General features: G+C 73.2%; 12 protein-coding genes. 4 read left to right on the top strand and 8 right to left on the bottom strand.

Features of this window, described 5'->3' with window-relative positions:
• Positions 1–59 precede the first annotated feature (59 nt).
• The 3 genes from ASG05_RS00190 to ASG05_RS00180 all read right to left on the bottom strand — a co-directional run bounded on the left by ASG05_RS00190 (position 60) and on the right by ASG05_RS00180 (position 2,989).
• Entirely contained in the window at positions 60–1,529 is a 1,470-nt protein-coding gene (locus ASG05_RS00190) for an NCS2 family permease (protein ID WP_200936675.1), read from the bottom strand.
• Between the two features lie 142 nt (positions 1,530–1,671).
• Positions 1,672–2,076 carry a hypothetical protein gene (locus ASG05_RS00185; RefSeq protein WP_056255967.1) on the bottom strand — a complete coding sequence of 135 codons (405 nt, stop codon included), beginning with the start codon at positions 2,074–2,076 and terminating at the stop codon, positions 1,672–1,674.
• 55 nt (positions 2,077–2,131) lie between these two features.
• Positions 2,132–2,989, bottom strand: a complete 858-nt coding sequence (locus ASG05_RS00180; RefSeq protein WP_056255965.1) for a LysR substrate-binding domain-containing protein — start codon at positions 2,987–2,989, stop codon at positions 2,132–2,134.
• A 142-nt stretch (positions 2,990–3,131) separates the two neighbouring features.
• Here ASG05_RS00180 and ASG05_RS00175 point away from each other — a divergent pair, with 142 nt between their 5' ends.
• A complete protein-coding gene (locus tag ASG05_RS00175; protein WP_056258102.1) occupies positions 3,132–4,454 on the top strand; it encodes an MFS transporter in 1,323 nt (440 codons plus the stop codon).
• Positions 4,455–4,497: 43 nt separating this feature from the next.
• Here ASG05_RS00175 and ASG05_RS00170 read toward each other — a convergent pair whose 3' ends face one another.
• On the bottom strand, positions 4,498–5,115 hold the full coding sequence (locus tag ASG05_RS00170; RefSeq protein ID WP_056255962.1) for a TetR/AcrR family transcriptional regulator: 618 nt from the start codon (positions 5,113–5,115) through the stop codon (positions 4,498–4,500).
• 271 nt (positions 5,116–5,386) lie between these two features.
• A complete protein-coding gene (locus ASG05_RS00165; RefSeq protein ID WP_056255959.1) occupies positions 5,387–5,788 on the bottom strand; it encodes a hypothetical protein in 402 nt (133 codons plus the stop codon).
• 67 nt (positions 5,789–5,855) lie between these two features.
• Here ASG05_RS00165 and ASG05_RS00160 point away from each other — a divergent pair, with 67 nt between their 5' ends.
• Positions 5,856–6,899, top strand: coding sequence for an LLM class flavin-dependent oxidoreductase (locus ASG05_RS00160; RefSeq protein WP_056255956.1), 1,044 nt, complete (start codon positions 5,856–5,858; stop codon positions 6,897–6,899).
• A 125-nt stretch (positions 6,900–7,024) separates the two neighbouring features.
• Positions 7,025–7,987 carry an acetylxylan esterase gene (locus ASG05_RS00155; protein ID WP_056255953.1) on the top strand — a complete coding sequence of 321 codons (963 nt, stop codon included), beginning with the start codon at positions 7,025–7,027 and terminating at the stop codon, positions 7,985–7,987.
• A 176-nt stretch (positions 7,988–8,163) separates the two neighbouring features.
• Here the strand turns inward: ASG05_RS00155 and ASG05_RS00150 are convergent, their stop codons facing one another.
• The 3 genes from ASG05_RS00150 to ASG05_RS00140 all read right to left on the bottom strand — a co-directional run bounded on the left by ASG05_RS00150 (position 8,164) and on the right by ASG05_RS00140 (position 11,262).
• Positions 8,164–9,021 (bottom strand): hypothetical protein, encoded by an 858-nt coding sequence (locus ASG05_RS00150; RefSeq protein WP_056255950.1) that lies wholly within the window; start codon positions 9,019–9,021, stop codon positions 8,164–8,166.
• A gap of 91 nt (positions 9,022–9,112) precedes the next feature.
• The gene (locus ASG05_RS00145; protein ID WP_056258100.1) at positions 9,113–9,844 is read right to left on the bottom strand and encodes a response regulator transcription factor; all 732 of its coding nucleotides are present in this window, start codon (positions 9,842–9,844) and stop codon (positions 9,113–9,115) included.
• Positions 9,841–11,262, bottom strand: a complete 1,422-nt coding sequence (locus ASG05_RS00140; RefSeq protein ID WP_157489987.1) for a sensor histidine kinase — start codon at positions 11,260–11,262, stop codon at positions 9,841–9,843. The genes ASG05_RS00145 and ASG05_RS00140 overlap by 4 nt, the downstream gene beginning before the upstream one ends.
• Before the next feature lie 66 nt (positions 11,263–11,328).
• Between ASG05_RS00140 and ASG05_RS00135 the strand changes: the two genes are divergently transcribed.
• On the top strand, positions 11,329–12,360 hold the full coding sequence (locus tag ASG05_RS00135) for an NADPH:quinone reductase (RefSeq protein ID WP_056255938.1): 1,032 nt from the start codon (positions 11,329–11,331) through the stop codon (positions 12,358–12,360).
• Positions 12,361–12,419: the final 59 nt, after the last annotated feature.

Genomic DNA, 12,419 nt, shown 5'->3' with positions numbered 1-12,419 from the left:
GGTGGCGCCGTCGCCGCCGTGCGGCACAGGTTAGCGCCGCCCCGCGCCCGTGGCGAGGGTCAGCCGATCAGCGCCTCGATCGGACCGCGCACGAAGTAGATCAGGAACCCGGCGGCGACGATCCAGAGCAGCGGGCTGATCGTCCGCGCCCGACCGGCGAACGCCCGGACGACGACCCAGCTGACGAAGCCGACGCCGATGCCGTTCGCGATCGAGTAGGTCAGCGGCATCGTGATGATGGTGAGGAACACCGGCAGGGCGACCGAGAAGTCGGTCCAGTCGATCTGGCTGATCTGCGAGACCATCAGCGCACCGACGATGACGAGCGCCGAGGCGGCGACCTCGAGCGGGACCACCTGCGTCAAGGGCGTGAAGAACATCGCGAGCAAGAACAACGCGCCGGTGACCACCGACGCGAACCCGGTCCGGGCTCCCTCGCCGATGCCCGAGGCCGACTCGACGAACACCGTGTTCGACGACGAGCTGGTCGCCCCGCCGGCGACCGCGCCGACGCCCTCGACGATCAGGGCCGAACGCAGGCGCGGGAAGGTGCCGTCGGCGTCGGCGACGTCGCCGGCCTTGGCGAGGCCGGTCATCGTGCCCATGGCGTCGAAGAAGTTCGTGAAGACGAGGGTGAAGACCAGCATGACGGCCGACAGCACGCCGATGCGGGCGAAGGCGCCGAAGCTGAACTGGCCGACCAGCGAGAGGTCGGGCAGCGCCACGATCTGGGTCGGCAGCACGGGGGCGTTGAGGTTCCAGTCGTCGAGGTTCTGGCCGTTCGACGGCGGCACCTGGAAGATCGCCTGCAGGGCGATGGCGATGACGGTCGTGGCGACGATGCCGATGAAGATGGCGCCGCGCACCTTGCGGGCCATCAGCACGCCGATGACGAGCAGGCCGATGACGAAGGTGATGGTCGGCAGGGTCGCGACCGAGCCCGCGTCGCCCAGCTGGACGGGCGGCGACGAGGTGCCGCTGGTGCGGACGAAGCCCGAGTCGACCAGGCCGATGAAGGCGATGAAGAGGCCGATGCCGACCGTGATCGCCGTCTTGAGGGCGGCGGGCACGGCGGTGAAGATCATGCTGCGGAGGCCGGTCACGGCGAGGATCGTGATCACGAGCCCGTTGATCACCACGAGGCCCATGGCCTCGGGCCAGGTGACGTCCTGCACGACGTTGACGGCCAGGAACGAGTTGATGCCGAGACCCGCCGCGAAGGCGAACGGGAGGCGCGCGACCGTTCCGAACAGGATCGTCATGACCCCGGCGGTCAGCGCCGTGACCGCACCCACCTGGCCGTTCTGCAGCCAGTTGCCGGCGACGTCGGTCGCGGCCTGGTCGACGCTGAACCCGCCGAGGATCAGCGGGTTCAATATGACGATGTAGGCCATCGTGACGAAGGTGACGACGCCGCCCCGGATCTCGCGGGCCCAGGTCGAGCCGCGGTGCGTGATCTCGAAGAACCGGTCGAGCGTGCCCCCGACTCCGGGTCTCTGCGGCGTGGTGGCGGGGGCGTTCGTGGCCATGGCGATGCGTCTCCGGGGTGATCGGACGTCGAGGGGGAAAAGGACAGGATAGGCCGTGGCCGCGGTGCACCATGCAACGCCCCCACCGTCGCGCCGTCGGGCCGTCGGGCCGTCGGGTCCGCCCGCCTCGGGGAGGACGGGCCTAGGAGGCGCGGTGCACGCCGAGCGCGCGCGTCACCAGGGGCACCTGCAGGGGCAGCCGCACGAGGGTGACGACCCTGCGCCCCGTCGTGGCCCGCTCGCTCTTCGCGGCGCGCAGGGCCATCGAGACGTTCGCCGGGAACACGGCGACGAACAACGCGGCCGCGGCGAGTCCGCCGGCCGCACGCGTCCGCGGCGCGAGGAGCGCGGCCGCGATGCCGACCTCGGCGAGGCCCGAGCTGATCGTCCAGAACCGGGCCGGCCCGGGGACGCTCCGCGGGACGACCGCGTCGTACGCCGCGGGCTTGGCGAGGTGCAGCAGACCGGAACCACCGAGGATCGCGGCGAGGACGCGGGCGTCCCGTCGGGCGAGGGACGTCTGGTGGCGTGTGGGGCGGTGGCTCATGCGACCATCTTGCGCGCGCCTCCCGGGGTGGGCCGGAGGCGACGCGCCGCGGTGCTCAGACGGCGCGGCTGACGCCCCGGCTCGTGATGGCCGACATCAGGGCGTCGACGGGCTCGCGGGCGGCGCCGGGGTTCGCGACCAGCACGTAGTCCACATCGCCGAGGGTCGGCAGCGAGAACCGGTCACTGACCTTGACGAGGTCGGTGGGGATGAGCGAGAACGGGAAGACGGCGACGCCGATGCCCGCGCGGACCGCGGCGAGCACCCCGTTGACGTCACGGGTGTTGCAGGTGATGCGCCAGGTGCGCCCGGCGCGTTCGAGGGCGTCGATCGCCATCTGGCGGCTGAGGCTGGGCGCCTGGTAGGCGATCAGCGGCACGGGCCGGCCGGGTTCGACGACGAGCTTCTCCTGGCCGATCCAGACCATGGCGTCGCCGGCGACCCGGGTGCCCTCGTCGGACTCGCCCGCCGTCTGCTTGACGAAGATGAGGTCGAGGTGCCCGGCCGCGAGGCGCCGACGGAGGGGCGCGGACTGGTTGACGGTGAGCTCGAGGTTGATCTGCGGGTAGAGCTGGCGGAAGTGGCGCAGGATGCGCGGCAGCTGGGTGATCGCGAGGTCGTCGGCGGCCCCGAAGCGCAGGCGGCCGCGCATGGCCGAACCGCTGAAGTAGCTCTCGGCGGCGGCGTGCGCGGCGAGGATCGTGCGGGCGAATCCTGCCATGGCGTCGCCGTTGTCGGTCAGGCGCACGTCGCGGGTGTCGCGGGCGACGAGCGTCCGGCCCGCGGCCTTCTCGAGCCGGCCGACCTGCTGGCTGACCGTGGGCTGGCTGATGCCGAGGCGCTGCGCGGCCCGGGTGAAGCTGCGCGTCTCGGCCACGACGAGGAACGTCGCGAGCAGCGTGGGGTCGTACACCGCGCCTCCTCGGTCGGCCGGGCCTCTGACGTCGTCATTCACGAAGTCAATGCGATTCATCATCGCCCACCGGGGTCCGAATGACCAGCCCGCCCTTACGGTCGATGCAGACCGTGAACCGAACCACCAGCGCAGGAACGTGATGTCCGCCCCGCCCCGCACCGACTTCCCCCCGACCGCTCCCCTCCCGATCAGCGCGACGCGCCCGCCGTGGCGGCACACCTTCATCGCCCTCAGCGTGCCGAACTTCCGGCTCTGGACGGCCGGCAACGTCGTCGCGATGACCGCCGGGTGGATGCAGCGCATCGCCCAGGACTGGCTCGTGCTCGAGCTCACCGGCAGCGCGACCGCCGTGGGCGTGACCGTGGCGATGCAGTTCGCCCCCATGCTGTTCTTCGGCCTGCTCGGCGGCGTCGTCGTCGACCGCTTCTCGAAACGGGCCCTCATGCTCGTCACCCAGAGCGTCTTCGCCGTGCTGAGCCTCGGCCTCGCGGCCAGCACCCTCTCGGGCGCCGTCGAGGCCTGGCACGTGTTCGCCATCGCGTTCGCGACGGGCCTCGTCACCGTCGTCGACAACCCGGCCCGCCAGGTGATCGTCACCGAGCTCGTCGGCCACACCCACCTGCGCAACGCGATCAGCGTCAACTCGAGCGTGTTCCAGCTCGGCGGCATGGTCGGCCCGGCGATCGCGGGAGTGCTGCTGCTCGCCGTCGGAGCGGGCTGGGCCTTCGTCGTCAACGGCGTGGCGTGCCTGGTCGTCGTCGTGATGCTGACGCTGCTGCGCACGGCGCAGATGACCCGGGTCGCCCCGGCGGCGCGAGGCCGGGGCCAGTTGCGCCAAGGGCTCGCCTACGCCCGCTCGAAGCCGACGATCGTCGTCCCCGTGCTGCTCGTGGGCGTCTACGCCGTCTTCGGCCTGACCATGCCCGTGCTGCTCGCGTCGTTCGCGGCGGACGTCTACGACGTGGGCCCCGGTGGCTACGGGCTCTTCAATTCGATGATCGCCGTGGGCGCCCTCACCGGCGCTCTGCTCTCGACCCGCCGGGCGACCATCCGGCTGCGGACCATCGTGCTCGGCGTCCTCGTCACCGGCGTGCTGCAGGCCGTGGCCGGCTCGATGCCGTCGCTCGTGCCGTTCGCCGTCGTGCTCGTCGGCGTCGGGTTCGCCTCGCTGCTGTTCTTGACGGCGGCGAACCAGCTCGTGCAGATGTCGAGCAACATCGCGATCCGCGGGCGGGTCATGTCGCTGTACATCCTCGTGCTGCTCGGCGGCCAGGCGATCGGCGGACCGCTGATGGGCGTGATCGTCGAGACTGTCGGCACGCACGCCGCCATGGTCGTCTCGGGCGGGGTGCCCGCCGTCGCCGCGGCGATCACGGCGGTCGTGCTGGCGCGGCGGGGTCAGCTCACGCTGCAGGTCCGCACCCGGTGGCACGTGCCGGTCGTCAGCATCGAGCAGCGCTAGGCCCGGCAGGGGTCGGGCGGGTCAGGCGTCAGGCGGGCAGGCGTCAGGCCGCGGCACCGCGGGTGAGCGCCGCGACGACGTCGGCCATGACGTCGCCGGCCGCCTGCTCGCCCGTCGCCGGCCAGTCGAAGGCGACGCCCAGCGTGATGCACACGAGCACGCGGGCCAGGGTGCGGGGCTCGAGCCCGGTCACCTGGACCGCGTGCCCCCGGAAGACCTCCTCGACGAGCCCGTGCACGGCGTCGAGCACCTCGCGGCGCTGCCGCACGAAGTCGGCCATCACCTCGGGGTGCGCGAGGGCGTGGGCCCGGAACTCGCTCATCAGGGCGAAGTCCTCGACCTGGCCGGGCCCGTAGGGGGCGAAAGCGGTGCTGATCTTCTCGGGCAGCTGGTCGAGGGTCGTCCCCGGCAGGAACATGCCCTGCAGGGCCCCGAGCGCGCCGTCGGTCTCGCGGCGCATGAGGCTGACGACCAGGTCGTCCTTGGACGAGAAGTTCGAGTAGACCGCCCCCTTGCTGAAGCCGGCGGCACGGGCCACGTCGTCGAGGGTCGTGGCGTGCACCCCGCGCCGGGAGAACAGCTCGGACGCCGCGTCGAGCAGTCGCTGCTTGACCTGCGCGCGGGGCGTGCGCGGAACGGGAGCGCCTGCGGTGCTGGCCATGGTGCGACCCTAACGCCTGCGGGTGATCGTCAGAAGTCACCCGTGCCGCCCCCGAACGGGGCGCATACCGGTGGGTATCCAAGCGCTACGATCGGATCGCCTGGTGAACCCGAATCATCAGGAGACCGCGTGGGTGCGCGGCCGCCCGACCCTCACCAGGTCGACTCGTCGGCCGCGCACCCCGCCCCGGCACCGCGGGCCGCCACGGGCGCGACCGCTCGAGCCGCGCCTCCCGGGGCTGCTCGTCCCGACGCGCTCACGCTCGACCGGCTCAGATAGCGGCGCGCCGCGACGACCCGCCGAAGCCGATCGACACGTCGAGCCGCCAAGCCTTCGGTTCGCCCGACACGTGCGTCGTGCCCACGAAGCGCAGCCGGTCGCCGGCGCCGAGGCTGAGAACGCCGTGCACGTCGAGGTTCTCGCCGAGCCGGAAGACGATCTCGTGCTCGTCGAGGAGGTCGTCGTCGACCGTCGCGCCGAAGGTGGCGCCGTCGAACTTCACCGGCACGTCACGGAACACCAGCGACGGCGGCTCGTCCGACCAGTCGGCGACCTCGGGCACCCGGGCCGCGACGATGCGGGCGTCCACGACCCCGTCGCCGTCGAGGGTGACCGAGGAGGCGCGCAGGTCGATGCCGAGGTCGTCACCGTCGATGCGAAAGCGGTTCTCCACGTCGCCCACGCTAGCGAGCGCGCACGCCGGACGGAATGGCCGGGAGACCTCGACGGTTCGCCCGGGCATGAAGAAGCGCATCGGGTTCTTGTCGTTCGGCCACTACCAGGACGTCCGCGGCTCGGCGACGCCGACGGCCCGGGAGGCGCTGGTCCAGTCGATCGAGCTGGCCGAGGCCGCCGACGAGATCGGCATCGACGTGGCCGCCGTGCGCGTCCACCACTTCGTGCGTCAAGCGGCCAACCCCTTCCCGCTGCTGGCCGCCATGGCCGCCCGGACGAGCCGCATCGAGCTCGGCACCGGCGTGATCGACATGCGCTACGAGAACCCGCTCTCGATGGCCGAGCAGGCCGCGGCCGCCGACCTGATCAGCGCGGGCCGGTTGCAGCTCGGCGTGAGCCGCGGGTCACCCGAACCCGCCCTGCGCGGATGGGAGGCCTTCGGCCACGTCCCGCGCGACGGCGAGAGCGACGCCGACCTGGCCCGCCGACACACCGAGGTCTTCCGGGCCGCGATCGACGGTGCCGACGTCGCGGAGTCCGACCCGAAGATGACCGGCTGGTCGCAGGGGCTGTCGGTCGAGCCCCGCTCCCCCGGCCTCGGCGAGCGCATCTGGTGGGGTTCCGGCAGCCGCTCGACGGCCGTCTGGACCGGCGAGCAGGGCATGAACCTGATGAGCAGTACGCTGCTGACCGAGGACACCGGGGTGCCCTTCGACGAACTGCAGGCCGAGCAGATCGCGCTGTACCGCGAGGCCTACCGCGCCGCGGGTCACACCCGTGAGCCCCGGGTGTCGGTGAGTCGCAGCGTCATCCCGATCACGACCGACGAGGACCGCCGCTACTTCGGCGTCCGCGCCCAGGCCGACGCGCAGGACCAGGTCGGGCTGCTCGACGGCGTGCAGTCGCGCTTCGGCAAGAGCTACGTGGGCGAGCCCGATGTGATCGCGGCACAGCTGGCGGCGGACGCCGCGGTGCAGGCCGCCGACACGATCCTGCTGACCGTGCCGAACCAGCTGGGGGTGGCGTACAACGCCCGCCTGCTGCAGACGGTGGCCGACCACGTCGCCCCGGCGTTCGGCTGGGTGCCGAACCTGGCCCGCGCGAGCTGAGCCGCGCCTCCTGAGTTGCGCCTCGCGCGCCGCGCCCCGTGCCCGCACCTCCTCGACGGGGTGTGGGAAGGCCCGTGGGCGGTGCGTCCGGGGCAGGCGCCGCGGGCTGCGGTAGACAGGTGCTCATGTTCACCGACCTGCTCGAGCCCGCCCTGCGCGAGTACCGCAGCACCCAGACCGACCCCGACGACTTCGACGAGTTCTGGGCGGCGACGCTCGCCGAGACCCGGGCGCACCCGCTCGACCTGCACGTCGACCGGGTCGAGACGGGGCTGACGACGCTCGACGTGTACGACGTGACGTTCGCCGGGTGGGCGGGGCAGCCCGTGCGTGCCTGGCTGCGCGTGCCGGCCGGGGCGAGCGGCCCGCTGCCGGCGGTCGTGCAGTTCGTCGGCTACGGCGGTGGACGGGGCGCTGCGGTCGAAAACTTGTTCTGGGCGTCGGCCGGGTTCGCGCACCTGCAGATGGACACCCGGGGTCAGGGCTCGGGCTGGAGCATCGGCGCCACCCCCGACCCCGACGGCTCGGGCCCGGCGCACCCCGGCGTCATGACGCGCGGCATCGACTCGCGCGAGACGTACTACTACCGACGCGTCTTCATGGACGCGGTGCGGGCCGTCGAGGCGGCTCGGGGGCTCGACGTCGTCGACGCCTCCCGGGTGTCGGTCGTCGGCGGCAGCCAGGGCGGCGGCATCGCCCTCGCCGTCGCCGGACTCGTGCCGGATCTCGCCGCCGTGGCGGCGTACGTGCCGTTCCTCTGCGACTTCCGGCGGGCGACCGTGATCACCGACGCCGACCCGTACAAGGAAATCGGGCGCTACCTGGCCGTCCACCGGCACCGCGCCTCCTCGGTGCACGACGTGCTGGCGTACTTCGACGGCGTCAACTTCGCGAAGCGGGCGACCGCGCCCGCCCGGTTCACCACGGCGTTGATGGACCCGATCTGCCCGCCGTCGACGGTGTTCGGCGCGTTCCACGCCTACGGCGGCCCCGCCGAGATCACGGTCTGGCCGTACAACGGGCACGAGGGCGGCGGGCCGGAGGACGACCTGCTCGCGCTCGCCCTGTTCCGCAGCCCGGGGGCCTGACGCCCCGACGGTCCGCCCGCGGATGGTCCGCCCGCGGATGGTCCGACCGCGGACGGTCCGACCGCCGACGACCCGACCGCGGACGACCCGACCACGAACGACGACCGTCCGCCCACCCCGAGAGGTGTGCGGCCGGTCGTGGCGTCCCTGGTCGACCCGGGGCCCGGAGGCGCGGGTCAGCCGATCGGCGTCGGGTTCGTCGGGTCGGGCGGCACCGGCAGCGAGCCGCGGATCTGGTTTTGCGCCTGGCACTGGCTGGTGCAGTTCGTGGCGCCGGCACTCAGCTCGATGGCGTCTTCGCCGAGCACGCCGCCGAGGCGTCCGCCGGACTGCACGAGCCACTTCGTGACGGTGCCCGATTGGAACGTCTTGGTGGCGACCTGCGGGCTGTCCTTGCCGAGCAGCATCTGGTGCGCGCCGGCACCCGAGGCGACCGCGTCGACCCCGTCGCCGAAGTTGACCTTGCCCGTGTACTGGTTGACGAAGTAGAACACGCCCGGCGCGAGGGTGTGCACGAACTCGACGGGGGCGCCGAACTCGGACTCCATCTGGAAGATCCCGCCCTGGGCGCCGTCCTTCGCCTGGATCTTGAACTTGCCGGCCGAGGTTCCGAACAGCACGACGAGGGTGTCGTCCTTGATCTCGAGGCTCTTGATCGTCGCGCCCGCACGCTGGGCCGCGGTGAGGGTCGGCACCTTCGAGGCGAAGACCGTCGTGGGCTTCGTGACCATGCGCTGGGTGTCGGGGGCGCCGGTCAGCGTGTAGTCGTAGACGCCGAGGGTCGAGACGTCGATGTCGAAGCCGTTGTTGACGCCGCGCACGGCGATGCGGCCGGTCGGCACGATCCCTGCGAGCTTCGTGCTCTTGCCGGCGGCCGGGTCGTACGTCGTGCCGTTCACGGTCACGGCGTAGTCGCCGCCGGCGCTGGTCTTGCCCGAGGCGCTGGCGGGGGCGGCCGAGAGGGCGAGCGAGCCGGCGACGACCGCCGTCACGAGCACGGCCGCGCGGGCCCTGCGGAAGAAGGTGCTGGGCATGGTGGGCCTTTCGAGAGCGGTGGACAGCTCGTTCTGCGCTGTGGACCCCAGCTTCGTGGGACTCCGCCCACGGCACCATCGGACCTTGGTACTAGTACCCGCCGGCCCCGGACCCGCCGGCCCCGTGCCCGCCGGCCCCGTACCCGTTGTCGCGCGCCCAGAGCGCGGCGCTCGTCCGGTCGGCCACCCCGATGCGGCGGAACACGCTGCCGACGTGCGCCTTGACCGTCCGCTCGCTGATGCCGAGCTGCCCGGCGATCTGCTTGTTGGCGAGCCCGCGGGCGAGCAGCCGCAGCACTTCGGCTTCTCGGCCCGAGACCGGGCCGGGGGCGCCGGCGGCAGCCGTCGCGGACGCGGGAGGCGCGGGTGACGCGACCGCGCCTCCCGCGTCACGGGTCGGCAGCAGCACCCGGGCCGCCCGGGGGTCGAGCGGTGCGCCTCCCCCGGCGGCGGCCCGGACGCCGGCGACGACGCCGGCCGGGTCGGCGTCCTTCAGCAGGTAGCCGACGGCCCCGGCGGCGAGCGCCTGTTGCACCGAGGCCGGGTCGGGGAACGAGGTGAGGACGACGACGTGCAGGTGGTCGTGCGCCTCGGCGAGGAGGCGCGTGGCGGCGAGGCCGCCCATGCCCGGCATCGAGAGGTCCATCAGCACGACGGCGAGGGGGATGCGACGGGCCGCTCGGGCGTCCTCGGCGGCGAACGCCACGGCGTCCTCGCCGCTGGACGCCTCGCCGACGACGACGAGGTCGTCCGCGGTCTCGACGAGGGCACGCAGCCCGGCCCGGACGAGCGGGTGGTCGTCGACCACGAGGACGCCGATCACGAGGCCGCCACCGTCAGGCGCCACCGGGTGCCCCGGCCGGGGCTCGTGGCGAGGTCGAGAGCCGCCCCGGCGTCGCGCACCGCGTCGGTCACCAGCCGCAGGCCGAAGTGGCCGTGGGGCGCGTGGTCGACGGTCGCCGGGTCGAACCCCCGCCCGTCGTCGGACACCGTCACCACGACCCGACGGGGCCCGGCCTGGCCCGACGGTCGCCCCGCGGTCGTGGCACCGGCGGATGCCGTCGCCGCCTCGACGGTCACCGTCGCCGCGGACGCGCCGGCGTGCTTGACGACGTTGACCAGGCACTCTTGCACGACGCGGTGCACCAGCCGTTCGGCGTCGGCGTCGAGCCGCAGGTCACCGGATATCGCGACCGTGGTGGCCACCCCACGCGCGCGGGTCGCCGTCGCGAGGTCGTCGAGCGCCGACGCGAGTCCGGCGTGCTCGAGGTTGGGCGGGTAGATGTCGACCAGCAGCGTGCGGAGGCCGCCGATGCCGCTGCGGACGGAGCCCGCCACGGTGTCGAGGCCGTCGGCGGTGCCGGCGTCACCCCGTCGGCGGGCGGCGGCGCCCTCGGCCGACAACGCGAGCGAGGTGGCGACCAGGTCTTGCACGACCCCGTCGTGCAGGGTGCCGGCGATGCGGCGACGTTCGTCGGCGCTGGCCTCGAGCGCCCGCGTCAGCAGGGCCTCGCGCTGCACCCTGGCCGAGCGCAGGGCGGCGAGCAGGCGCCACAGCACGGGGGCCAGCAGGGCCAACACGACGACGACGCTGCCGACGGCGATCCCGGCGAAGCCCTGCCAGAGCTGCCCGCTGCGCTGCAGCACCTCGTCGTAGCGGAAGTACACCTCGAACAGCAGGGGCGTGCCCTCGGCGGTCCGCACCGAGCGGTAGGTCTCGAGCAGCTTGCCCTCACCGCGTTCGTAGGCGTTCTCGGGGGCATCGAGGTCGCTGACCTCGGCGTCGACGCCCGCGCCACCGAGGGCCTCGAGCTCGTCGTCGGCGAGGCCGAACCGCTGCCCCACCAGGCGCGGCTCGTCCGACCAGACGATGCGGCCGTCGGCGTCCCAGATCTTCACCCGCACGATGCTGTCGCTCAGCACGTGGTCGCGCACCACGGCGTCGACGGCGGCGGTCGCGCCCGGGTCGCCCGACAGCAGGGCGTCGGTGAGCTCGGGCTGCACGAGGACGTCGGCGATGCGGTCGGCCCGGTCGGCGGCGTCGCGGACCGACTCGGTCTCGGCCAGGCGTCGGGCGGCGACGAGGGCGGCCACGATGACGGCGACGATGACGACCACCGCCACAACGGCGACCCAGGTCACCACGCGGCGCGGCGTCGGGTCGACGGTGTCACGGGCGCGCGCGTCGGCCGGTGAGACCACCGGAGTCCAGGGCGGTACCGAGCGGTCGGTGGGCGTCATCTCGCCATTCTGCGGCCTGACCGCGCGCCGGGAACACGGCACGGCCGGGTCTGGTTGGCTCCGGGCATGAAGTCGATCGTGTACTCCGAGACCGGATCCGCCCCCACCGTGCTGCAGCTCGTCGACCGCGACCTGCCCGAACCCGCCGCCGGCGAGGTGCGCGTCCGCGTTGTGTGGTCGGGCGTCAACCCCACCGACTGGAAGTCCCGCGCGGGCGGCGGCCCCGGCGAGTCGCTGCCGTTCGCCGAGGTCACGCCGAACCAGGACGGCTCGGGCGTCGTCGACGCGACCGGCGAGGGCGTCACCGGCCTCTCGGTCGGCGACCGCGTCTGGACCTACCTCTCGGCTCACCAGCGCCCCACCGGCACCGCACAGGAGTTCACCGTGCTGCCCGCAGAACGCGTCGTCCCGCTGCCCGAGGGCGTCGGCCTCGACGTCGGCGCCAGCCTCGGCGTACCCGCCATGACCGCGCACCGCGCCCTGACCGTCCGCGAGGACGGCCCGAGCCGCCTCACCCCCGGCAGCCTCGACGGGACCGTCGTCCTCGTCGCAGGAGGCGCGGGTGCCGTCGGCCACGCCGCCATCCAGCTCGCGCGCTGGGCTGGTGCCACCGTCATCACGACCATCAGCTCCGACGAGAAGGCCGCCCTGGCCACGGCCGCTGGGGCGCACCACGTCGTCAACTACCGCACGGGCGACGCCGCCGCCGAGATCCGCGAGCTCGCGCCCGACGGCGTGGACGTCGTGGTCGAGGTCGCGATCTCGCAGAACGCCGAACTGCTGTCGCAGGTCGTCGCGCACCGCGCCTCCGTGGCGATCTACGCCGACAACGGCGGCGACACGACCACGATCCCGATCCGCGCGAACATGGTCACCAACACGCGGTTCCAGTTCGTGCTGCTCTACACCGTGGGCGAGGAGGCGCTGCAGGCGGCCGTCGAGGACGTCACCGCCGCCCTGCGCGACGGCGTCCTGCCCGTCGGCGAGGCCGCCGGCCTGCCGCTGCACACCTTCCCCCTCGCCGAGACGGCGGCCGCACACGAGGCTGTCGAGGGCGACGTGGTCGGCAAGGTGCTGATCGAAGTCTCCGCCGAGTAGGGAGCGGGCGCGGCGTCGGCAGGCGGCGCGGGTGGCGGGCGCCGCTGGCTAGGCTCGCG

The organism is Frigoribacterium sp. Leaf186 (genome assembly GCF_001423905.1).
Classification (GTDB): domain Bacteria; phylum Actinomycetota; class Actinomycetes; order Actinomycetales; family Microbacteriaceae; genus Frigoribacterium.
This window is presented reverse-complemented; position numbering and strand designations above follow the sequence as displayed.